Below are 23,990 nucleotides of genomic sequence, written 5' to 3' on the forward strand. Positions count from 1 at the left end.
ATGGCAGAAGGCCATTTCCTACAGAACGCCACTCCCTTAGACTCCGCGCATTCGGTCGTGGAGGGCAGGGAATGCAGAGGCGCATGTGGTACGCGATATCGATCGCGGTAGGACTGGCAGGGCAGGCGCAGGCTGCGCAGGAGGCGGCGCCGGACCCGCTGTTGCCGCTACCGGCCGTGGACGGCTCGGCAGGCGCCAAGCGTGAAGTCCGTGGCGTGTTGCATGCCCGCGAGCAGGCGATGCTGTCCAGCGAACTGGCCGGGCGCATCCTGGAAATGCCGTTCGCCGAAGGCCAGGCCTTCCACAAGGGCGACGTGCTGGTGCGCTTCGACTGCTCTGCCTACCAGGCCCAGCTCAATGCCGCCCAGGCCGCGGTGCGGGCCGCCGGCGAAGAACTCTCGCACAATCGCCAGTTGGCCTCGCTGAACTCCGTCGGCCGCTATGAAGTGGCCCTGGCCGAGGCCAAGCAGTCCGAAGCCCAGGCCCAGGCCCAGGTCTACCAGGTACAGGTGCGCCGCTGCAGCGTGCAGGCTCCCTACGATGGCCAGGTGGTGCAGCGCAAGGCGCAGCCGTTCGAGAGCGTGGCCAGCGGCGCGCCGCTGCTGGAGATCGTCGACAACCGCAGCCTGGAGATCCGCCTGCTGGTGCCCTCGCGCTGGCTGGCCAAGCTCAAGCCCGGCCAGCATTTCAGCTTCACCCCGGACGAAACCGGCCAGCCGCTGCAGGTGGAGATAAAACGCCTGGGCGCGCGCATCGACGAAGCCAGCCAGACCCTGCTGCTGATCGCCAGCGCTCCGGCCGGCGACGGCCTGGTGGCGGGCATGAGCGGCACCGCGCAATTCGCGGAGAACCCATGAACGCAGCCGTCGGCGGCGCCGAGCGGGTCTTCGCCCAGTTCCTCGGCCTCGAGCGCCAGGCGCGCGAGGCCGCCAGCACCGAGCAACTGGCCTTCTCCATGGTCAACGATGGCCAACTGCTGTTCGGCTACCACCATGCGGCCCTGCTGATCGCCGGCAAGGTCCGCGCGCTTACCGGTGTCAGCGTGGTGGAGCCCAATGCGCCATTCGTGGCTTTCGTCGAGCGCGCCGTCGGGCAATTGCAGGCGAAGGCGCAGCTGGGCTTCGCCGGCGCCGTCGATAGCGAAAGCCTGGATGGCGATAGCCGGGCCGACTGGCAGGCCTTGTCGGTGGCCCAGGCCTACTGGCTGCCGTTGCTGGACCGCAGCGGCGAGGCGTTCGGTGGGCTCTGGCTGGCCCGTGAGCTCTCCTTCAGCGAGGCCGAGCAGGCGCTGTTGAACCAGCTCGGTGGCACCTATGCCCATGCCTGGCTGGCCTTGCAGCCGCGCAAGCCCTGGCGCCTGCGCTGGCCGAAGAAGAAGGTGCTGGCGATCGCCGGCGCGCTTTGCCTGTTGCTCCTGCTGCCGGTGCGCCAGTCGGTGCTGGCGCCCGCGGAAGTCGTGCCCCTGGGCGGGCGGGTGGTCGCCGCGCCGCTGGACGGGGTGATCGCCGAATTCCTGGTCAAGCCCAACCAACCGGTGGCCGCCGGCGATCTGCTGGTGCGCTTCGAGGCCACCAGCCTCAAGGCCCAGGCCGATGTCGCCGAGCGCGCCCTGGGGGTTGCCGAGGCCGAGCTGAAGTCCAGCACCCAGCGGGCGTTCACCGACGCCGAATCCAGCGCGCGGATCGACCTGCTGGCCGCCCGCGTGGAGCAGAAGCGTGCCGAATTGGACTACGCCCGCCAGTTGCTGGCCCGCAGCGAAGTACGCGCCGAGCGCGCCGGCATTGCGGTGTTCGCCGATGCCGAGCGCTGGACCGGCAGGCCGGTGCAGACCGGCGAGCGCTTGATGCAGATTGCCGACCCGGCCCAGGCCGAGCTGCGCATCGAACTGCCGGTGGGCGATGCCATCGCCCTGGCGCCGGGGGCCGAGGTCGCGCTGTTCCTCGACAGCGATCCGCTGAACCGCCAGGCCGCCCGTCTCGAACGCTCCGCCTACGAGGCCCAGGCCACGGCTGCCGGGCAACTGGCCTATCGCCTGGACGCGGCCTTCCTCGACGCGCCGCCGCGTATCGGCCTGCGCGGCACGGCCAAGTTGTCGGGTGAGCGTGCGCCGCTGGCCTACTACCTGTTGCGCCGGCCCCTGGCGGCGCTGCGCCAGAGGCTCGGCTTCTGATGTTGCCGGCACTGCGCCCCGACCTGAGCCTGTCGCCGGCTGCGGCGGGCTTCGACGGCTCGCCGCAATGGACCCTGGCCGACCCGCTGCGCGGGCGCTATTTCAAGCTCGGGGCCGCTGCCGTCCGCCTGCTCCGGCACTGGTCGCTGGGCGACCCGCGGCGGGTGCTGGAGGCCGCCAATGCGGAAACCGGCGGGCCGCTGGGCGAGGCCGAGCTGGAGGAACTGCTGCGCTTCCTCCGCGGCCATGACCTGATCGCCGCCGTCGATGCCGAGCAGCGGGCCAGCTATGGCGCCAAGGCGGGCGCCTTGCGCCAGAGCCTGTGGCGTCGCGTGCTGCATCAGTACCTGTTCTTCCGGGTGCCGCTGTGGCGTCCGGATGTCTTCCTCAACCGCGCCTGGCCGCTGCTGGCGCGCCATGGCGGCTGGTTGCTGCGCTGGGGGCTGCCGCTGGTGCTGGGGCTGGGCGTATTCCTGGTGGCGCGCGACTGGGAGCGCTTCATCGCCACCTTCCCGCACCTGTTCAGCTTCGGTGGCGCGCTGGCCTTCGGCGTGGCCCTGACCTTCGCCAAGCTCTGCCACGAGTTCGGCCATGCGTTCATGGCCAAGCGCGCCGGCTGCCGGGTACAGAGCATGGGCGTGGCGTTCATGGTGCTGCTGCCGATGTTCTATACCGACGTCAGCGACGCCTGGCGCGTCAACGACCGCCGCTCGCGCCTGCTGATCGGCGCCGGCGGCGTGCTCGCCGAGCTGGTGCTGGCGGTGCTGGCGCTGCTCGCCTGGTCGTTGCTGCCGGACGGGCCGCTGCGGACGTCCGCGTTCATGCTGGCCAGCGCCACCTGGATCACCACCCTGGCGATCAACCTCAACCCCTTCATGCGCTTCGACGGCTATTTCCTGCTCAGCGACCTGTGGGGCGTGGAGAACCTCCAGGCACGGGCCTTTGCGCTGTGCCGCTGGCGCCTGCGCGAGGCGCTGTTCGGCTACGGCGAGCCGGCGCCGGAGCCCTGGTCGCCGTCGATGGCGCGGCGTCTGCTGGTCTGGGGCTACGGTTCCTGGCTGTGGCGCGCCGTGCTGTTCTTCGGCATCGCCCTGGCGGTGTACCACCTGTTCTTCAAGGTGCTGGGGATCTTCCTCATGCTGGTGGAGCTGGTCTGGTTCCTCGGCCTGCCGATCTGGAAGGAACTGCACGAGTGGTGGCGACGCCGCGACCAGGCCGCTCCGGGCAAGGTTCTGCTCAGCGGTGCCGGCCTGCTGGCCGTACTGGCGTTGCTGGTGCTGCCCTGGCGCAGTTCGGTCGAGGTGCCGGCGCTGCTGGAGGCGGTGCGCACCAACGCCCTGCACGCGCCGGTGGCGGCGCGCCTGAAGCAGTCGTACGTGAAGGATGGCCAGGCCGTGGCGCAGGGCGACCTGCTGCTGGAGCTGGAGTCTCCCGACCTGGATTCGCGCCAGGCCATCGCCCGGCACAAGATCGACATCCTCCAGTTGCAGCTGCGCCGCCAGTCCGGCCGCAGCGAAACGGCGGCCGATGCCGGCATTCTCGAACAGCAGCTGGCCGAGGCCGTGGCCGAGTACCGCGGCTTCGCCGCCCAGCGCGAGCGCCTGCAGCTGCGCGCGCCGCAAGCCGGGGTGGTGCGCGACCTGCTGCCGGACCTGGAGCCGGGGCGCTGGCTGAAGCCCGCCGACACCCTGGTGCGCGTGGTCGAGTCCGGCCTGCGCCTGCGCGGCTACCTGGCCGAAGATGACCTCTGGCGCGTGGCGGCGGGGGCCGACGGGCGTTTCATCGCCGACGATCCGGCGCGCCCGGCCCTGGCGGTGCGGCTGGACAGCGTCGACGCCAACGGCGTGGCCTTCCTCGAGCTGGAGGCCCTGAGTTCCGATCACCAGGGCCCGATCGCCGTGCGCCGCGATGCCCAGCAGCGCGCGGAGCCGGTGCAGGCCCAGTACGGTGTGCGCCTGAGCCTGCTGGATGCGCCGCAGGCGCCCGCACAGCCCCTGCGCGGCGTCGTGGTGCTGGATGGACGTGGCCAGTCGGTGCTCGGCTACGCCTGGCGGCGCCTGGCCGCGCTGGGCGTGCGCGAGAGTGGATTCTGACGCGGCACGGCGCCGCCCGTTGAGAGACAAGGAAACCGTCCATGCCAGACAAGCCCCGGCCAAGCTGTTCGCGCCTGCCCATCGCCATCGACCTGCCGCCGCTGCTGGCGGCGCTGGACCGGGTGGAGCCCGGGGCCTGGCAGCATCATTTCAACAGTGGCTACTACGAAGGCGACTGGAGCGGCGTGGCGTTGATTTCGGCGGTCGATGCCCCCTTGCCGCTGGCTCCCGGCCATGGCGCGCCCCGCGCCAGCGACTGGTGGCAGCAGGAGGCAGCCTGGCACCAGCTGTTGGGCGTCTTCCGCAGCAGCGTGCGCAGCGCGCGCCTGCTGCGCCTCGGGCCCGGGGCGCGGATCCACGAGCATTGCGATCCCGACCTGGGGATGCCCGGCGGCGATCTGCGCCTGCACGTGCCACTGCGCAGCGCGGAGGCGGTGGAGTTCCTGCTCGACGGCTTGCAGGTGCCGATGCGTCCGGGGGAATGCTGGTTCCTCGACCTGTCGCGTCCCCACCGGGTGGACAACCCCAGCACGCAGGCGCGCATCCACCTGGTGCTGGACTGTGCGCCCGAGCCCTGGCTGCTGGCGCTCGTCGAGCAGGGGCTGGAGGGCACGCCTGAGCTGCTGCCGGGCCGCGCGGTGCGGGCATTCCTCGAGTTTCGTCGGCGGGTGGAGCAGGATGCGGCCCTGGCGCGGCGCCTGCGCGAATGCGTCGATGCCCAGGCCTTCATCCGCGAAGCCATCCGCCAGGGTGAAGCCGCGGGCCTGTGCTTCGCCGAGGCGGAAGTGCGGGCGGCGATGCGCCAGGGGCGCCAGGCCTGGAGCGAACAATGGACGGTACGATGACCTGCGCAACCCTGGATGGCTGGCTGCCCATCCGCATCTGGCCGCGGGACGGCGAATGGCGGGTGGACTGGTGCTGGTTCGGTGACCGGGCGCCGACCCGGCCGTTCTTCCGCGACGACATCGAGCAGGCGCTGCGCCTGCCGTTCAACCAGGCGTTTCGCCGCGAGACCGCCGTCGACGCCTTGCTCGACTGGCAGCGGGCCAGCCCGGGACTTGCGCCCGGCGTACTGATCTTCCATGCCTCGCGCTGCGGTTCGACGCTGCTGGCGCAGATGCTTGCCGGGTTGCCGCGCCACACCGTGCTTTCCGAACCGCCACCGCTGGATGCCGTGCTGCGCGCGCATTACCGTGACCCCGGCGTGGCCGGGCGGCAGGCGGATTGGGTGCGCGCGCTGTTTTCCGCCTATGGCCAGCGCCGCCTGGGCGGGGAAGGGCGGCTGCTGGTGAAGCTCGACGCCTGGAACGTCTTCGAGGCCTCGCTGCTGTGCGGGCTGTACCCGGACACGCCGCGCCTCTTCCTCTATCGCGACCCGCTGGAGATCGTCGTCTCGCAGTTGCGCCAGCCGGGCATGCAGCGGGTGCCGGGGCTGCTGGGGCCATCGGGGCTGGATGAGGCGCTGCCGGGCGGGCAGGACATGCCGATGCTGGAATACAGCTGCCGGATGGTCGGTCAGATCCTCGAGCGGGGTTTGCGCCTGTGCCGGGAGGAGGGCGGCATTGCGCTGAACTACACCGAGCTGCCTGGCGCGCTCTGGGGCCGCCTGGGCGGATTGTTCGGGGTGCGCGAGGCCGACCTGGCACGGCTGCAGGAGATCGCCGCGGTCGACGCCAAGCAGCCGTCGCAGGCCTTCAGCGCGGACAGCCTGCACAAGCGCGAGTCCGCGACAGAAGCGGTCCGTGAGGCGGTACGGCGCTGGGCCCAGGAGCCTTATGACAGGCTGGAGGCTCTGCGCCTGTTGAATTCATACGAGTGATTGAGAAAAAGTTTACGTTTCTTTCAGTAAATACTGGCGATACGCCTTCAGCATCGGATAGGCTTCCAGCGTTCGGTTCAACACAAAAACGATAACGGATGTGGCTCCCGAAGAGGGGCCGTCGCAAGGATGCACGACGCCATGCCAACTTTCGAGTTGCAGCTTCGCCCTCTCGTGGACGCCGATCAGGCGTTCCTGCGTGCGCTATACGCCTCCACCCGAGCCGGCGAGATGGCCCAGGTCGATTGGGTCCCGGCAGCTATCGACGCCTTCCTTTCCCAGCAGTTCGACGCCCAGCACAGCTACTACCAGGCGCATTTCCCCGATGCGGACTATTGCGTGATCGAGGCCGGTGGCCAGTCGGTCGGCCGCGCCTACCTGTTCTGGGGACCCGAGCACCTGCAGATCATCGATCTCGCCCTGCTGCCCGAGGCCTGTGGCCGCGGCATCGGTGGCGCGCTGCTGCGCCAGTGGCTGGGGCGGGCCGACGCGCAAGGCCTCAGCGTCGGCCTGTACGTGGAGAACTACAACCCGGCGCAACGCCTCTACCTGCGCCACGGGTTCGTCGTCGAGGGCGAGAACGGGGTCTACCTGAAGATGCGGAGGCCGGCTTCCGGCAGCCGTCCGACCAGCCACTGAAGGCCAGGAATCACGCATGTATCCGATGCCCACCCGCGAAGCGCTGCAGCAGGCCACGGGGAAGACCTTTCAACTGTGGATCGATGCCGCGCAGACGATAGACGTGGAACTGCTGGAGGTCATCGACGGCATTGCGATGAGCCCCGGATACCAGTGTTTCTCCGCGCACTTCGCGTTGCCGTCCGGCCTGCGCGCCGAACAGGCGGTGTTCCGCGTGTCGCCGCCGGGCGACGAAGGCTGGCTGCTGCTGATGAGCCCGAGCCTGCCGGACGAGCACGGGCGCCAGGTATTGCAGGCGGTGTTCCACATGGAGAACCCCGCATGACGGGGCTACCGATTCCGGCGGGCGCAGTGCCCGCCCCAATAGCGACAGGCAAGGGAGAGGCAGGCAATGAGTGATCCGTTCCTCGGTGAGATCAAGATGTTCGGCGGCAATTTCGCGCCCAGGGGCTATGCCCTGTGTTACGGGCAGACTATGAGCATTGCGCAGAACGCTGCGTTGTTTTCCATCCTCGGCGTCACCTACGGCGGGAACGGCGTGCAGACTTTCGCCCTGCCGGATCTGCGTGGCCGCAGCCCGGTCGGCTTCGGGCAGCAGCCTGGACTGAGCCCTGTGGACCTGGGGCAGGTCGGCGGCGGCGAGGCCATCACCCTCACCATCAACAATCTGCCGGCTCACGCCCATACGGTCACGGGCACGGCCTCGGTTTCGATCCCCGTAGCCACGACCGAGGGCACCAGCATGTCGCCCTCGAACACCAGCGTCCTGGCCACCACCGTCGACAACACCGCTGGCGCCGAAGTGAAGGTGTATGCCCAGGCGCCGGGCAGCACCACGCTGGCGCCCTTCAACGCCAACGTCACCGGCCAGACTGCCTCGGTCGGCAACAACATGCCGGTGGCTATCCGCAATCCCTTCCAGGGCATCAACTTCATCATCGCCCTGGAAGGGATCTTCCCGAGCCGTAACTGAGGCACGGGGCAGCAACACCAGGGTTTCGGACAGGCGCCGGCAACGGCGCCCGTTCCGCAACGTAGTTCAGGCACTTGCCCGTCGGCAGGCCAGGGGCACCGGTCCCCAGCCGCCCAGGCGGCACTCCGTTCGAGGTCAGCATGGCATTCTGGAAACGCAACAAGACTGGCGGCAAACCAACCAGCCATGCGCACAGGGCCTCGCTCATCCAGGCACTCGAACCGCGCATGATGTTCGACGCCTCGGTGCCGGTGGTGGCCGACCAGGCGGCGCAGGCGGTCGAGGCTGCCGGCCAGCACGATGTCGCGGGCAAGGACACTGCCGCAGCGCCGGCCTCGGCGGCAACGGCAACCGAAGCCCGGCATGAGGTGGTCTTCGTCGACGGCAACGTCCAGGACTACAAGCAGCTGACCAGCCAACTGCCCAAGGGCAGCGAAGTGGTGGTGCTGGACCCGTCGAAGAACGGCCTGCAGCAGATGGCCGACTACCTCAAGGGGCGGACCGACCTCGACGCGATCCACCTGATTTCCCATGGCGGCGAAGCCAGCGTGCAGGTGGGCTCCACGCGCCTGACCCTGGACAACGTCGATACCGCCAAGGCCCAGCTCGAACAGATCGGCGCCAGCCTCGGTGCCGACGGCGACCTGCTGATCTATGGTTGCGATGTCGGCAAGGGCGCGGACGGCTCGGCATTGCTGGCCAAGCTGGCCGGCTACACCGACGCCGACGTGGCGGCCTCGACCGACTGGAGCGGTGATGCCGACAAGGGCGGCGACTGGGTGCTGGAAGCCGCCACCGGCGCCATCGAGAGCAAGTCGGTGCTGGCGGGCGTGAGCTACGACCACGTGCTCAACACGCTGAATGCCGGCGACATGGTGGTGCTCGGCTGGAACGCGCTCACCGACACCGTGACCCTGGCGACCCTGGTCGACATCCCCGCCGGCACGGTCATCAAGTTCACCGACAAGGGCTGGGACCAGGCCTCCGATGCCTTCACCACGAGCTCCACGGGCGACGGCACCGTCACCTGGACCACCACCGGCACCATCGCCGCCGGCACCCGCCTGCAACTGTTCTTCGGTGGTTCCGACCAGGCGACCACCCTGACCAACGTCACTACCGGCATCGACCTCAGTTCGCAGATAAGCGTGACCCCCTACACCATCACCGACCCGCTGAACCTGGCCGGCGATGGCCTGTTCATCTACCAGGACACGGACAGCAACCCCTACTTCATCTTCGGCTTCAACAACTCCGCCGGAGCGGTCGACGCCAACGGCTGGAACACTTCGATCGCTGTCACCCTGCGCGATTCGATGCTCCCCGACGGCGTCAACAGCCAGAACGCCCTGAGCAATGGGATCAACGCGGTCGGCATCCCCGGCGGCGGCTCGCTGGAGCTGGACAACATCCAGTACACCGGCCCGACCACCTCGGCCGACCGTGCCACCTGGCTGGCACGGGTGACCAACTCGGCCAACTGGACCGGCGACAACAGCGGCAGCATTGCCACCAGCGTCGGCTCCGTGGTCAGCCTGAACACCGCGCCCGACCTGCTTTCCGTCGTCTTCACCGACAGCAACCTGAACGCCGGCGAGACCTCCGGTGTCACCTTCACGTTCAACACCGCCGTCACCGGTTTCACCACCGCCGACCTGACCGTGCCCAACGGTGTCATCAGCGGGTTGAGCTCCAGCGATGGTGGCGTCACCTGGAGCGGGATCCTCACCCCCAACACCGGCGTCACCGATGCCAGCAACGTGATCACCGTCAACCTGGGCGGGGTCAACGCCGTGCAGGGCGGCCTGGCCGGTTCCGGCACGAAGGACTCCGGCAACTACGCCATCGATACCCTGGTGCCCTCCGTCAATTCGGTTTCCTCGTCCACTGCCAACGGCGTCTACAAGGCAGGCGACGTCATCTCGATCCAGGTCTCCTTCAACGAGGCGGTCACGGTCACCGGCACCCCGCAACTGACGCTGGAAACCGGCGCCACCGACCGGGCGGTCAGTTACGTCAGCGGTTCCGGCACCTCCACCCTGACCTTCAACTACACGGTCCAGGCGGGGGACAGCAGCGCCGACCTCGATTACCTCGCCAGCAACGCCTTGTCCCTCAATGGCGGCAGCATCCGCGATGCGGCGGGCAACGATGCCACCCTGACGCTCGCCAGCCCTGGCACAGCTGGGTCCCTGGGGGCCAACAAGGCCATCGTGATCAACTCGGCACCCAGCCTGGGCAACCTCAATGGCGACAGCGTCGCCTGGGCTGGCGTCGGCAGCAGCGTGACGCTCGACGTGGGCGGCAACGCCACCCTCAGTGACACCGAGTTCGGCGCGCGCAACGCCGGCAGCGGCGACTGGAGCGGCGCCAGCCTCACGGTGCAGCGCCCGGGCGCTGCCGTTTCCACCGACAGCTTCGACTTCAACACCAGCGACGCCTCGTTCACGGTCAGCGGCAACAACCTGCAGGCGGGTGGGCTGACCTTCGCCACGTTCACCAACAGCGGCGGCGTACTGACCATCACCTACACCAGCAGCGGCACCGCGGCCACCACCGCGCTGGTGAACGATGTCGCGCGGCACATCACCTACCGCAACGACACGCCGTCCGGCGATACCAGCATCCGCTTCACGCTCAGCGACGGCAGTTCCAGCGCGAGCGCGGACGTCGTTGCCAGCAGCGATTTCATCTACGTCACCAATGCCACCGACACCGCGACCATCGACCCCGGCAACGGCGTCAGCTTCAGCGAGGCGGTAGCTATCGCCGCGGCCGATGCCACCGGCAGCCAGACCATCGTCTTCAGCGGCGCCCTGGCAGGGCAGACCATCAGTCTGGCCGGCAACCTCAGCATCGGCGAGAGCCTGACGCTGGACACCGATGCGGCGAGTGGGCTGTTGATCACCGGCGGAACCATCAGCCTCGGCGGCGGCACCACCCTGACGCTGAGCAACGGCGCCGGCGACACCGTCACCCTGGGCAGCGCCCTGGCCGGCAGCGGTGCGTTGAGCAAGACCGGCAGCGGCACCCTGGGGCTGACCAGCGCGAGCAACGAGGCGGGCATGTCCGGCGGCATCAACGTCGCCGGCGGCACCCTGCAGATTTCCAGCGACGACCAGCTTTCCTCCGGCACCCTGACGCTCAATGGCGGCACCCTCAGCAACAACGGCGCATCCTTCACCGTCGACAACGCCGTCGTGCTCGGCGGCGCCGGCGGCACCCTGGCCATCTCCGGCGGCACGGCGACCCTGGCCGGGGTGGTTTCGGGCGGCGGCAGCCTGACCAAGACCGGCAGCGGCACCGCCATGCTGGCGGGCAGCAATACCTATACCGGCGACACCATGGTGGCCGGCGGTACGCTGGCGCTCAGCGGCGGCAATGCCATTGCCGATGTTTCCAGCGTGACGGTGAACAGCGGCGCCAGCCTGTCGCTGTCGTCGAATGAAACCCTGGCCGCGCTGGCCGGCGCCGGCGCGGTGCAACTTGGCAGCAATACCCTGACCGTAGGCGGCGCCAACCTGAGCACGACCTTCGCCGGCTCGATCAACGGCAGCGGCAGCCTGGCCAAGACCGGTACCGGCACCTTCACCCTCAGCGGCAGCAGCGGCTATACCGGCGCCACCTCGGTACAGGGCGGTACCCTGATGCTGAACGGTTCGCTGGCGGGTAGCAGCCTGAGCGTGCTCTCCGGCGCGACGCTGGGCGGCACCGGCACGGCGACGCTGGCCGGAGCTGTGGTGATCGCCAGCGGCGGCACGCTGTCACCCGGCAATGGCGGGGCCGGCACCCTGAGCATCAACGGCAACCTGATCATGAACAGCGGCTCGGTCCTGCAGGCCGAGATCAACGGTAGCGCCCCGGGCAGTTATGACCAGGTATTGGTCAACGGCCTCGTCTTCCTCAGCAGCGCGGCGACCCTATCGGTCAGCCATGGCTACCCGGCGGGGTTGGGCGACAGTTACGCGGTGATCGTCAACGATGGCAGCGATGCCATATCCGGCACCTTCTCCGGCCTCGCCGAAGGCAGCACCGTCCTGGCCGCCGGCAATGGCACGGAACTGACGGTCAGCTACGTTGGCGGTACCGGCAACGATTTCATCCTGGCCGGACCTGTCAACCAGGCGCCGGTGATCGACAACCTGGGCAGCGGCCCTGTCAGCCATACCGAGGGCGGCGCGGCGGTACTGCTCGACGCCGCGGGTTCCGCCACCGTCAGCGACAGCGACTCCAGTGATTTCAACGGCGGCAACCTGACTGTCTCGATCACCGCCAACCGGGCGACTGGCGAGGATCTGCTGGGCATCCTCGACCAGGGCACAGGCACCGGCCAGATCGGTGTCTCAGGTAACAGCGTGACCTATGGCGGCGTCGTCATCGGGACCTTTGCCGGCGGCTCCAGCAGCGACGACCTGGTCGTCACTTTCACCAGCGCCAACGCCACTGCGCAGGCGGTGCAGGCACTGATCCACGCCATCACCTACCGCAACAGCAACCTGAACGACCCATCCACCGCGACGCGTACCCTGAGCCTCACCGTGAACGATGGCGACGGCGCCACCAGCAGCGCCGCCAACCTCACGCTGAACGTGGTCGGGGTGAACGACCCGCCGAGCCTCACCGCTACCGGCAGCGCGCCGACCTACGTCGAGAATGGCTCGGCGGTCTCCCTGTTCGGCGACGTGGTCATCAGCGCCGGCGAAAGCGGCCAGTCGATCACCGGCATCGGCCTGAGCGTCAGCGGCCTGCGCGATGGCGGCAACGAGATTCTGCGCATCGACGGCACCGATGTCGCGCTGGTCAATGGCAACGCCCTGACTACCACAAATGGCATGAGCGTGACGGTGTCGGTCAGTGGCAGCACCGCCAGCGTGACCATCGGCAAGGCCGGCGGCATCAGCACGAGCGATGCCCAGAACCTGGTGGCCGAGCTCAGCTATCGTGTCCTCGGCGACACCCCCGGCGCCGGCAGCCGCGTGGTGACGCTGACGCATATCCAGGACAGCGGCGGCACCACCAACGGAGGGATCGACACGACCAACCTGGCCGTGGCCAGCAGCGTGAACGTGGTGGCGGTCAACGATGCGCCGCAGATCACCGCGCCTCTGGCCTATTCTTCCAACGAGGACACCAGCCTGGCGCTGAGCGGCATCAGCTTCAGCGACGTGGATGCCGGCAGTGGCACCATGAGCGTGACCTTCAGCGTGCCCAGCGGCGCCTTGTTCGCCCTGGGCGGCGCTGGCGTGACAGTCAGCGGCACGGGCAGTGGCCAACTGACCCTCGGCGGCAGCCTGGCGGACCTCAATGCCTTCATTGCCGGCAACAACCTGACCTATATGCCGGCCGCCAATTTCAACGGCAGCGTGCAACTGACCATCGGCATCGACGATGGCGGCAACGGCGGTAGCGGCCCGGCCGATGCGCTGAGCGCCCTGGCGAACGTCGGCCTCACGATCAACGCGGTCAACGATGCGCCGACCGTCAGCGTTCCGGGGGCGCAGAGCGTTTCTTCACTCGGCAGCCTGACGTTCAGCGACGCCAACGGCAACGCCATAGTGGTGAGCGATGTCGACAATGCGGACAGTGGTTTCTTGCTGAGCGTTTCCGTCAGCCATGGTTCCATCCTGTACTCCGGCATGCCCTCTCAGACATGGTCAACCGCTGGGCCCCTGTCCGGCCTGAACGCTTTCCTGAACGGCCTCGTTTACCAACCCACTAGCGGATACCAGGGCAGCGATACCCTGGTGGTCACGGTCACCGACGGATCCGGGGGCACCACCACCACCAGCGTGGCCCTGCAGGTTCGCATCCCGAACCCGCAGGCGCAGGACGTCGTGGCCCTGACTCCGAACGGCACCTACAAGGCCGGCGACACCATCCAGCTGCAGGTGACATTCGACCAGAACGTGTTCGTCGACGGCACGCCAGGCCTGTTGCTGGAGACCGGACTGGTCGACCGCGTCGCGAGCTATTCCGGCGGCTCCGGCAGCAATGTGCTGACCTTCCTCTACACCGTGCAGGCCGGCGACGTAAGTGCCGACCTCGACGTCGCCGCCACTTCGGCGCTGCAGTTGAACGGCGGGAGCATCAAGAATGCCGGCGGTGACGTTGCCACGCTGACCCTGGCAGCACCGGGCGCCGCCGGCTCTCTGGGCGCCAACGCGAACATAGTGGTCGACGGCGTGGTTCCGCTGATCGGCAACGTCAGCGTGCCGTCCGACGGCATCTATCGCGCGGGGCAGAACCTCGACTTCACCCTGAATCTCAGCGAGGCGGCCATAGTCGATGGCACGCCGCGGCTCGCCGTGGATATCGGCGGCCAGACCTACTACGCCGACTATCTCTCCGGCACTGGCAGCAGTGCGCTGGTGTTCCGTCTCGGCGTGCCGTCGGGTCAGCTGGACAGCAACGGCATCAGCATCGGCAGCGTCGACCTGAATGGTGGCGGCATCCACGACATCGCCGGCAACGCTGCCAACCTGACGCTCAACAACGTCGGCGCCACCAGCGGCGTGCTGGTGGATAGCGTCGCCCCCTCGGCCAGCGGCATCGTTCGCGTCGATGCGTCGCCCAGCAATGGAACCTCGGTGCGCTACACCGTCACCTTCAGCGAAGCGGTGAGCGGCGTGGATGCTTCCGACTTCGTGCTGGTGGGCAGCCAGACAGCGAGCGGAGTCGTCAGCTCGGTCAGCACCGTCGATTCGCGCACCTATAGCGTGGTGGTGTCCGCCGTGGCCGGTACCGGCACCCTGCGACTCGACCTGGCCAACGACAACAGCATCAAGGACCAGGCCGGCAATGCCCTCAGCGGTGGGTTGCAGGGCGAAACCTATGCCATCGACCACAGCGCTCCCCAGGTCAGCCTGGTGCTCGGCCCGGGAGATGGCACCTACAAGGCCGGCGACATCCTGGTTTTCTCTGTTTCTACCAACGAAGCGGTGCAGGTGAGCACCCAGGGCGGCATCCCGCGCCTGGCCTTCGTCATGGGTTCGGAAACCGTCTACGCCGACTATGTCGCCGGCTCCGGCGGTACCCAACTGGAGTTCCAGTACCTCGTGCAGGCGGGGGACAACGATGCCGACGGCATTACCATCACGTCCCTGCAGGCCAACGGCGGCAGTCTGAAGGACAGCGCCGGAAACGATGCCCTGCTGACGCTGAACAACATTCTTCCCAGCCAGAATGTGCGGGTGGATACCCTGGCGCCTGTCGTTTCCAGCGTCGATGTACCCGCCGACGGCACCTACAAGGCCGGTGACCTGCTCAGCTTCACGGTCAACGCCAGCGAAACGGTCACGGTGAACGGTTCCCCGCGCCTGGCACTGACCATCGGTTCCAGCACGGTCTATGCCGACTACGTTTCCGGCTCCGGTACTTCCACGCTGGTGTTCCAGTACCAGGTGCAAGCCGGCGACAACGATGCCGACGGCATCACCGTAGGCTCCATTGACGCCAACGGTGGCACCTTGCGCGACGGCGCCGGCAACAACTCCGTCCTGACGCTGAACAGCGTCGGCAACACCGCGGGCGTGTTGGTCGACACCAGCGCACCGGTGGTGACCGGCGTTGGCGTTCCGGCGAACGGTCATTACAACGCCGGCGATGTGCTGAACTTCACGGTCAATGCCAGCGAGGCGGTGTTCGTCAACGGCAGCCCGCGCTTGGCGCTGACCATCGGCTCCAGCACCGTCTACGCCGACTACGTTTCGGGCTCCGGTACCGGTGCGTTGGTGTTCCAGTACCAGGTGCAGGCCGGTGATACCGATGCCGATGGCATCACCGTGGTGGGCCTGCAAGGCAATGGCGCCACCCTGCGCGACAATGCCGGCAACGACGCCAACCTGGCCCTGAGCAACGTCGGCAGCACCGCCGGTGTAATCGTCGATACCTCCGCGCCGCTCATCGTCAGCGTCGACGTGCCTGCCGACGGCAGCTACAGGGCGGGGACCGAACTGACCTTCACGGTCAACGCCAGCGAAGCCGTACTGGTCGATACGAGCAACGGGACGCCGCGCCTGGCGCTCGACCTCGACGGCCGGACGATCTATGCCGACTACCTGTCCGGCTCCGGCAGCACGGCGCTGACCTTCCGCTACCAGGTACAGCCTGGCGACAACGATGCGGACGGTATCCAGGTGCTGCACCTAGAAAGCAACGGCGGCGCCCTGCACGACGCCGCGGGCAATGCCTTGCAACTGACGCTCGACGGGGTTGGCAGTACGCAGGGCGTGCTACTGGATACAACCGGCCCGACCGTGACGCTCGCCACCGGCCCCTACGCCGGCTACTACAAGGCGGGGGACGCGCTGAACTTCTCCATCACCGGCAGCGAAAACCTGCTGGTCGATACCAGCGGCGGCGCTCCGCGGCTGCTGGTGGAACTCGGCGGGCGCACCGTGTACGCCGACTTCGTCGCCAGCACCGGTAGCGGCATCAGCTTCCGCTACCTGGTGCAGCCGGGCGACAACGATGCCGGTGGCATCCGGATCCTCTCCCTGCAGGCCAATGGCAGCGCCATCACCGACACCGCCGGCAACCCGCTGGACAGCACGCTCACCGCCCTGAGCGACACCTCCGGCGCCGTGGTCGACACCACTGCGCCCGGCGTGACGTCGGTTGCGGTCTACCATGACGGGATCTACAAGGCCGGCGACTCGCTGATGCTGATGGTCGGCTATAGCGAGAACATCCTGCTGGATACCAGCAACGGCGCGCCGCGCCTGGTGCTGGATATCGGCGGACGCACTGTCTACGCCGACTTCATCGGCAACTTCTCGTCCTACGGCATGTTCTCCTACCGGATACAACCGGGGGACAACGATGCCGATGGCATCCAGGTCGTCGGTCTCGAATCCCATGGCGCCGTCATGCGTGACCAGGCCGGCAACGATGTGCAACTGACCCTGCATGGCGTGCGCGACAGCAGCGCGGTGCTGGTCGATACCACCGCGCCGACGGTCACGTCGATCACCCGGGTAGATGCCTCGCCGAGCAATGCCGATACCCTGGAATACGACGTCAGCTTCTCCGAGCAGGTCGCCTTCCTCGGCGCCCAGGACCTCGCCCTGCAGGCCAGCGGCTCCGCCCACGGGCAGATTCTGTCGGTGGTGCAGCTCAACGACCTGACCTGGCGGGTCAGCGTGGGCGAGGTCGGTGGCGACGGCACTCTCACCCTATCGGTGCGCGCCAACGCGGTAGCCCGCGATGCGGCCGGCAACGCGCTGGCCACCGGCCTGACCGGCCCGAGCTACGCACTGGACCACAGCAACCCGCAGATCACCGCCGTGCAGTTGCCGGCCGATGGCCGCTACACGCCGGGGCAGACGCTGGAGTTCAGCGTCGACTTCAGCGAAGCGGTGCAGGTGGACACCCATTCCGGCGTGCCGCGCATCGCCATCACCCTCGACCGTGGCGGGGTGGTCTACGCCGACTACGTTTCCGGCTCGGGCAGCAGCCGGCTGGTGTTCGCCTATACCGTGCAGAGCGGGCAGGCCGATATCGACGGCATCCAGTTGGGCGATCAGATACTCGCCAATGGCGCACGCCTGAGCGATGCCGTGGGCAATGCCGCCAGCCTGGCACTCGGCAGCCTGCCGTCGACCAGCGGCCTGCTGGTGCAGGGCTCGCTGAGCGACGGCGACCCGCAGTTCCGCGCCGAGCAGGGGATACAGCCGGCGCTGCCCGGGAGCATTCCCGGCGGCAGCGTGCCGCCGCCGCCGATGTCGCAGAGCCTCGGCGCGCCGACGCTCGGCCAGGCGCCGCTGCTGGACAGCAGCAACCGTGGCGCGGCGCAGTCGCTGCTCGGCAGCCTGTTCCGCGAGGGGCCGAGCCAGACGCAGATCGCACAGATATTCGCCAATGCCGGCAACAGCGCCTTCGGCGATGGCAGCGGGCATGGTTTCCTCGGCTTCGGTGGCGGCGATGCCGGCGTCTTCGGTTCGACCACGCTGGGAGCGATCTTCGGTGCCGCGCGGGAGGGCGACGAGCAAGCGCTGTCGGCCTTCGGCCCGCGCCAGGGCGATCTCGGCCAGGGGCTGCGGGGGATCTTCACTTCGTCCGGCTTCGGACAGCAGTTGCAGGAAATGAATCAGCGCGAGCAGCGCCAGGTCGCCGACCTGGCCAACGCCTTCGGCGAGCTCGGCCAGGAGCGGCCGGCCAGCTGATGGCGGGGCGTGAAAACAGCAGAAGCCGTACAGGGGGCGGCTCGACAACAATGAACAGGCATTTCCGATTCTTCAGCGTCAGCCTGCTGGCGCTGGCCATCAGCGGCTGCGCCGTGACCAGCGAACCGATCAGCCGCGCGATGAGCGAACAGCGTGCCCGCGACGATCTGGCCGGGATGTTCCGCACGCAGGAGCCGCTCACCGGCGAGCTGACGCTCAACGAGGCCACTGCGCGGGCGATCAAGTACAACCTCGAAGGCCGCCTGAAGGTCATGGAAGAGGCCCTGGCCCAGCGCCAGGTCGACCTCGCCACCTTCGACATGCTGCCGCGCATGGCCCTGGAGGCCGGCTACGCCGGGCGCAACAACGTCAGCGCCTCGTCGAGCAAGAGCGTGCTGACCAACCAGCAGTCCCTGGAGCCCTCGACCTCCCAGGACCGCGACCGCGACGTCGCCGACCTGACCATGGTCTGGAACGTGCTGGACTTCGGCGTCAGCTACGTCAGCGCCAAGCAACAGGCCGACCAGCGCCTGATCATCGAGGAGCGCCGGCGCAAGGTGCGCCAGACCATCGTCCAGGACGTGCGCTCGGCCTACTGGCGGGCGGTGGCCGCCGAACGCCTGCTGGGCCGTATCGATGGCCTGATGGCGCGCGTCGAGCAGGCCCGCAAGGACAGCCAGAACCTCAGCAGCCAGCGCATCGGCGACCCGGTCCAGGCGATGGGCTACCAGCGCTCGCTGATCGAGGCCACCCGCCAGCTGGAAGCGCAGCGCAAGGCGCTGTCGCTGGCCAAGACCGAACTGGCCACGCTGATCAACCTGGCGCCGGGCACCGAAGTCCGGCTGGCCATGCCGGCCGACGACTACCCGCTGCCGGAACTCAAGGTCGGCATGGACAGCCTGGAACGCGAAGCCCTGGCCTCGCGCCCGGAACTGCGCGAGCAGGACTACCAGGCGCGGATCAGCGCCGCCGAGACCAAGAAGGCCATGCTGCGCCTGCTGCCGGGCCTGGAGTTCTCCGCCGGCGGCCACTACGACAGCAACAGCTACCTGGTCAACCAGAGCTGGGCCGACTACGGCGTGAAGGTGACCTGGAACCTGTTCAACGTGCTCTCCGCCCCAGCCGCGATCAAGGTCGCCAAGGCCGGCGAGGATGTCGCCGCGGCACGCCGCCAGGCGCTGTCCATGGCGGTGCTGGCGCAGCTCTACGTGGCCAACGCCAACTACCAGGAGGCGCGCCGGCAGTTCCAGACCAGCGAAGAGCTGGCCAGCCTGGACGGGCAGATCACCCAGGAGTTGCGCAACCGCCGGCAGGCCCAGGGCATCGGCGAGCTGGAGCTGATCCAGGGCGAGCTGAACAACCTGCAGGCCGACCTGCAGCGCGACCTGGCCTATGCCGAGCTGCGCAACGCCTATGGCCAGGTGTTCGCCAGCGTCGGGCTGGATCCGCTGCCGGCGCAGCTGAAGTCCGACTCCCTGGCGGACATCGGCCAGGCCCTGGCCAACCGCGAAGCGCAATGGCAGCGCGGGGAGATCGCCGCGCAACCGCGCTGAGGCGCTCACGCCATCCCGATCGCCGGCTGCAGCGGGCCGGCGCTTGCCTTAGACTGCAGCCTCGCCTGTCATGTCGGAGGACACATGTACCGGGGAAGCTGTCTGTGCGGCGCCATCGCCTTCGTGCTCGAAGGCGAGCTGGCGCCCATCCAGGTCTGCCACTGCGGGCAGTGCCGCAAGGCCCAGGGCGGGCCTTTCGCCACCAACATCCCGGTGCGCCGCGAGGCCCTGCGCCTGCTGGCGGGCCAGGAGCAGCTGCGCGCCTTCGAGTCCTCACCGGGCAAGCGCCGCTGGTTCTGCGCGCGCTGCGGCTCGCCGATCTACAGCGAACGCGACGCCTTGCCCGGCATCCTGCGGCTGCGTGCCGGCACCCTCGACGGGGAGTTGCCGAGCCGTCCGGAGGCTCATTACCACGTGGCCTCGGCGGCCAACTGGTGGCCGCTGGACGACGACCTGCCGCGCCATCCCGCCGGCAAGCCCGGTTGAGCGCGGCGGCGAGGTTGTCATGTTCGTTGCGTTCACCGCGCGTTACCCTGTGGGCCGTTTGAGTGGCTGATCGTCAAGGAGGAACGATGTCGGCATCACCCGGCCATTTTCGCGTCATGGTGCTCGGTGGCTATGGCAATTTCGGCAGCCTGATCGTTCGCCGCCTGGCCGGCATCGACGGCATGCGCGTGCTGGTCGCCGGGCGCGACCGCAAGCGCGCCGGCCTGCTGGCCGCGGAGGTGGGCGGCGAGGCGGTGTGCCTGGACATGAACCAGCCGACCCTCGCCGGGCGCCTGCGCGAGCTGGGGGTGGACCTGCTGATTTCCACCGCCGGCCCGTTCCAGGCCCAGGACTACCGGGCGGCGCGCGCCGCGGTGGCGGCGGGGGCGCACTACGTCGACCTGGCCGACGCCCGCGAGTTCGTCTGCGCCATCGGCGAGCTGGACCGCGCGGCGCGCAGCGCCGGGGTGCTGGTGTGCGCCGGCGCCAGCTCGGTGCCGGCGCTCAGCGCCGCGGTGGTCGATGAACTGCTGCCGCGCTTCGCCCGCCTGGACGTCATCCACCACGGCATCAGCTCGTCGGCGAAGATTCCCGGCCAGGCCACCCTGGCGGCCGTGCTCGGCTACTGCGGCAAGCCGCTGCGCCAGTTGCGCGACGGTCGCTGGCAGGCGGTGTACGGCTGGCAGGACCTGGTCGCCCACCGCTTCCCGGCGCCACTGGGGCGGCGCTGGCTGGCCAACTGCGACGTGCCCGACCTGGAACTCTTCCCGCAGCGCTACCCGACGGTGCGCGAGGTGCGCTTCGGCGCCGGCCTGGGCCTGCGCAGCACGCATTTCGGCACCTGGGCGCTGTCCTGGCTGGTGCGCCTGGGCGTGCTGCGCGACGCCAGCCGCCTGAGCCCCTGGCTGCAGCGCCTGGCCCAGGGCCTGGAGCCGCTGGGCGACGGGCGCAGCGGCATGTTCGTGCGCCTGGAAGGCGAGGGCGCCGACGGCCGGCCCCTGCGCCTGTGCTGGGAGCTGCAGGCGGCCGACGACCACGGGCCGAACATCCCCTGCATGGCGGCGGTCGCCCTGGCCCGCAAGCTGGCGGCCGGGCGCCTGCCCCGGCGCGGCGCCACGCCCTGCATCGGCCTGCTGGGCCTGGACGACTACCTTGCCGAGCTGGAAGGCCTGAGCGTGCGCCATGGCCTGCGCGAGCTGGGGTCGGAGAGCGCCCGCGGCTGATACCCCGGAAGCGGTATGCGCGCCAGCGCCGCAGGCCCGTCCGCCGCCGGCTACTGATCCACGACAAGAAACGCGCCGGGCGCCCGCCCTAGACTCCGTGACCGCCCATCCCGCGAGAGGAGTCACCCATGCACGTGGATATCGCCATCGTCGGCGCCGGCCCCGCCGGGCTCTGCCTGGCCCGCGCCCTGTCCGGCCATGGCCTGTCGATCCTGCTGATCGAGCGCCAGGCCCGCGCCGCCCTGGCCGAGCCGGCGGAAGACGGCCGCGAGATCGCCCTGACGCACGCCTCGCGCAACCAACTGCAACAGCTCGGCATCTGGCCGCGGCTGGCCGCGCAGGACATCGCGCCGCTGCGCGATGCCCAGGTGCTCAACGGCCCCTCTCTATTCGCCCTGCGCATCGATGCCGGCCTGGCCGGCGCCGGCCAGCTCGGCCACCTGGTGCCGAACCGGGCGATCCGCCGCGCCGCCTTCGAGGAGGTGCAGGACTGCGCCGACGTGACCCTGCTCGACGGCCGCGCACTGCAATCGGCCAGGGTCGCCGGCGACCGCGCCCGGCTCACCCTCGACAACGACGAGCAACTGACCGCCGACCTGCTGGTGGCCGCCGACAGCCGCTTCTCGGAAACCCGCCGCATGCTCGGCATAGGCGCGCGCATGGAAGACTTCGGCAAGACCATGCTGGTCTGCCGCATGGCCCACGCCAAGCCCCACCAGCAGGTGGCCTGGGAATGGTTCGGCTACGGCCAGACCCTGGCCCTGCTGCCGCTCAACGGCGACGTCTCGTCGGTGGTGCTGACCCTGCCGCAGCACGAGATGGCCCAGGTGCTGGCGCTGGACGAGGCGGCCTTCGCCCGCGACATCGAGCGCCGCTTCGAACACCGCCTGGGCAGCATGGCCCTGCTCGGGCAGCGCCATTGCTACCCGCTGGTGGGCGTCTACGCCGACCGCTTCGCCGGCCCGCGCTGCGCGCTGCTGGGCGACGCCGCGGTGGGCATGCACCCGGTCACCGCCCACGGCTTCAACTTCGGCCTGCAGAGCGCCCGGCGCCTGGCCGCCGAAGTGCTGGCGGCCAAGCGCAAGGGCGGCGACCCGGGCGCCGCCGGCCCGCTGCGCCGCTACGCCCTGGCGCACCGCCTGGCGACCTGGCCGCTGTACCAGGCCACCAGCCTGATCGCCGGGCTGTACAACGACCCGCGCCCGCCGGCGCGCCTGCTGCGCAACGCCGGCCTGCGCCTGGCCCAGGGCCTGCCGCCGCTGCGCCAGGCCATCGCCCGGCACCTGACGCAGAACGCCTGACACACCGGCCTGGCCCGGGGGAGGGCGCGGGCCGCGATCCGAGAAAGAATGGGAGGAAAGACCATGGCCCTGACATCCGCCGACATCTGCGCCGCCGCCGATCGCCTGAAGGGCTTCGTCGGCTTCAACCGCAAGACCGGCAAGTACCTGGTGCGTTTCAGCGAGGACTCCTTCGGCCTCGACGTGGACGAGGACAGCATCGTCCCGGCCTGCGAGTTCGTCTGGGCGCAGAAGACCGGCGAGCTGATGACCCTCAGCCGCGAATGCCTGCAGATCCTCCAGGCGCAGAACATCGCCGAGCGCCTGGAGTTCGGCGAGGCGCTGCAGACCTACCTGCGACGCACCGACCTGCCGGAGATCTGCGCCCAGCGCCAGCTGAAGTAGCCGGCGCCGCCTGGAAGCTGGTCACGATCTCGCGAGCGAAAGCAGGCGAGGGAGCGTAATGCTGTTCATGGTTCAGCGAAGGCGGGAACGTAGGGCGTATAACCGTTCGCGGTTATACGCCGTTGGCCGTGCCACCGGAGCGTTCGGTGGGGCCGGTGAATCCGATCGCGGACAAAGTCCGCTCCTACGCCCATGCTTCCTGGAACCGTAGGAGCGGACTCCGTCCGCGATGGGGTTGGCTGGACAGGGGGGAATCAGGGAGCTTCGTGATTGCGCTTCATGCCGAACGGTCCCCTCTCAAGCGGGAGCGGAGTCAGGGTTGGCAGAGGTGTGGGGGCGGAGTCCGCAACCCTCTCCCCAGCCCTCGGCTGCGCGCCCCGCCCTGAAGGGAGAGGGGGCCGTTCGGAGCGTGAGGAAAATCCTGGGTCATCCTGATACTCCTCAGTCGGAAATCACCGAGGTTGCCGGCTAACGCCATACCATCAAGCCCTGCCCAACGGTTCCCTCTCCCTTCAGGGAGAGGGTTAGGGAGAGGGGGCGGAGTTGAACGCGGGCGCAGATGTCACCGGCCAGTTCGAGAGGTTCGCGAGCAAGCTCGCTCCAACGAAGAGCACGCCCGCTCTTGCTCTGGCTCTTGCTTTTGGACTTCCAGAGAAACATCCGAGCGCACCGAAACGCCCCTTCAGAAGGCCGAGCGAAACCCGCGCTCAGGAGGTCATGCGACATGGATGTCGCGAGAGCCCCGCGGGCTACAGGGACGTACCCTCGGGGCGGGCCTCCGTGGCGGGGGAGTTCGCGAGGGTAGCCCGGCTCCATCGGGCCCGTATGTCGGGGCAAGCCTTTTTGGTTCCTTTTGTGGCGTTTGACAAAAGGGACTCGCCCGAGGGGGCGAAACAAGAGACATCCGAGCACTCGGAGCGGCGCGGTACACCAAGCTCTCAAGTCTCTGGGTTATTCCCCTTCGGGCCAGCGCAAGCGCTGTTCGCGATGGAGCCGCGTCCCGCATTCTCGGGAATGACGGGCTTGAGGTCGGAGCGCAGGCCCAAGAGCCGCAAACGAAGCCCTAGCCCCACCCCACATGAAAATGCCGTTTCTCTCATGGAGAGAAACGGCATTCTTTCTTAAGTGAACAGCATTACGCTCCCTCGCCTGCTTTTAACGCAGTTATGCCGACACGCAGCAGAGC

At 68.7% G+C, this 23,990-nt stretch carries 14 protein-coding genes; all 14 read left to right on the forward strand.

Features of this window, described 5'->3' with window-relative positions:
* Nucleotides 1–71 precede the first annotated feature (71 nt).
* The 14 genes from ACTWJ5_RS15970 to ACTWJ5_RS16035 all read left to right on the forward strand — a co-directional run bounded on the left by ACTWJ5_RS15970 (nucleotide 72) and on the right by ACTWJ5_RS16035 (nucleotide 22,804).
* The gene (locus ACTWJ5_RS15970) at nucleotides 72–857 is read left to right on the forward strand and encodes an efflux RND transporter periplasmic adaptor subunit (protein WP_074980902.1); all 786 of its coding nucleotides are present in this window, start codon (nucleotides 72–74) and stop codon (nucleotides 855–857) included.
* The gene (locus tag ACTWJ5_RS15975; RefSeq protein ID WP_116424445.1) at nucleotides 854–2,170 is read left to right on the forward strand and encodes an efflux RND transporter periplasmic adaptor subunit; all 1,317 of its coding nucleotides are present in this window, start codon (nucleotides 854–856) and stop codon (nucleotides 2,168–2,170) included. Before ACTWJ5_RS15970 ends, ACTWJ5_RS15975 begins: the two co-directional genes overlap by 4 nt.
* The gene (locus ACTWJ5_RS15980) at nucleotides 2,167–4,263 is read left to right on the forward strand and encodes an HlyD family efflux transporter periplasmic adaptor subunit (protein WP_444439605.1); all 2,097 of its coding nucleotides are present in this window, start codon (nucleotides 2,167–2,169) and stop codon (nucleotides 4,261–4,263) included. Before ACTWJ5_RS15975 ends, ACTWJ5_RS15980 begins: the two co-directional genes overlap by 4 nt.
* Before the next feature lie 41 nt (nucleotides 4,264–4,304).
* A complete protein-coding gene (locus ACTWJ5_RS15985; RefSeq protein WP_116424447.1) occupies nucleotides 4,305–5,108 on the forward strand; it encodes an aspartyl/asparaginyl beta-hydroxylase domain-containing protein in 804 nt (267 codons plus the stop codon).
* Nucleotides 5,093–6,082, forward strand: coding sequence for a sulfotransferase family protein (locus ACTWJ5_RS15990; RefSeq protein ID WP_301500971.1), 990 nt, complete (start codon nucleotides 5,093–5,095; stop codon nucleotides 6,080–6,082). Before ACTWJ5_RS15985 ends, ACTWJ5_RS15990 begins: the two co-directional genes overlap by 16 nt.
* 231 nt (nucleotides 6,083–6,313) lie before the next feature.
* Nucleotides 6,314–6,721, forward strand: coding sequence for a GNAT family N-acetyltransferase (locus ACTWJ5_RS15995; RefSeq protein ID WP_349654707.1), 408 nt, complete (start codon nucleotides 6,314–6,316; stop codon nucleotides 6,719–6,721).
* 16 nt (nucleotides 6,722–6,737) lie between these two features.
* Complete coding sequence (locus tag ACTWJ5_RS16000) at nucleotides 6,738–7,046, forward strand: DUF6916 family protein (protein ID WP_074980897.1); 309 nt, start codon at nucleotides 6,738–6,740, stop codon at nucleotides 7,044–7,046.
* A 66-nt stretch (nucleotides 7,047–7,112) separates the two neighbouring features.
* A complete protein-coding gene (locus tag ACTWJ5_RS16005; protein ID WP_074980896.1) occupies nucleotides 7,113–7,694 on the forward strand; it encodes a phage tail protein in 582 nt (193 codons plus the stop codon).
* Between the two features lie 140 nt (nucleotides 7,695–7,834).
* On the forward strand, nucleotides 7,835–17,857 hold the full coding sequence (locus ACTWJ5_RS16010) for a DUF4347 domain-containing protein (RefSeq protein ID WP_444439461.1): 10,023 nt from the start codon (nucleotides 7,835–7,837) through the stop codon (nucleotides 17,855–17,857).
* A 50-nt stretch (nucleotides 17,858–17,907) separates the two neighbouring features.
* Complete coding sequence (locus tag ACTWJ5_RS16015; RefSeq protein ID WP_074980894.1) at nucleotides 17,908–19,410, forward strand: TolC family protein; 1,503 nt, start codon at nucleotides 17,908–17,910, stop codon at nucleotides 19,408–19,410.
* A gap of 84 nt (nucleotides 19,411–19,494) precedes the next feature.
* Nucleotides 19,495–19,896 carry a GFA family protein gene (locus ACTWJ5_RS16020; protein ID WP_249920034.1) on the forward strand — a complete coding sequence of 134 codons (402 nt, stop codon included), beginning with the start codon at nucleotides 19,495–19,497 and terminating at the stop codon, nucleotides 19,894–19,896.
* Nucleotides 19,897–19,982: 86 nt separating this feature from the next.
* Nucleotides 19,983–21,119: a saccharopine dehydrogenase family protein gene (locus tag ACTWJ5_RS16025; RefSeq protein WP_249920035.1), complete on the forward strand. Its 1,137-nt coding sequence runs from the start codon at nucleotides 19,983–19,985 to the stop codon at nucleotides 21,117–21,119.
* A gap of 128 nt (nucleotides 21,120–21,247) precedes the next feature.
* A complete protein-coding gene (gene ubiM, locus ACTWJ5_RS16030; RefSeq protein ID WP_301500969.1) occupies nucleotides 21,248–22,420 on the forward strand; it encodes a 5-demethoxyubiquinol-8 5-hydroxylase UbiM in 1,173 nt (390 codons plus the stop codon).
* Nucleotides 22,421–22,483: 63 nt separating this feature from the next.
* Nucleotides 22,484–22,804, forward strand: coding sequence for a DUF2025 family protein (locus ACTWJ5_RS16035; RefSeq protein WP_009621849.1), 321 nt, complete (start codon nucleotides 22,484–22,486; stop codon nucleotides 22,802–22,804).
* Nucleotides 22,805–23,990 lie beyond the last annotated feature (1,186 nt).

Source organism: Pseudomonas sp. A6, from assembly GCF_052367875.1.
In the GTDB taxonomy this organism is placed as follows: domain Bacteria; phylum Pseudomonadota; class Gammaproteobacteria; order Pseudomonadales; family Pseudomonadaceae; genus Pseudomonas; species Pseudomonas citronellolis.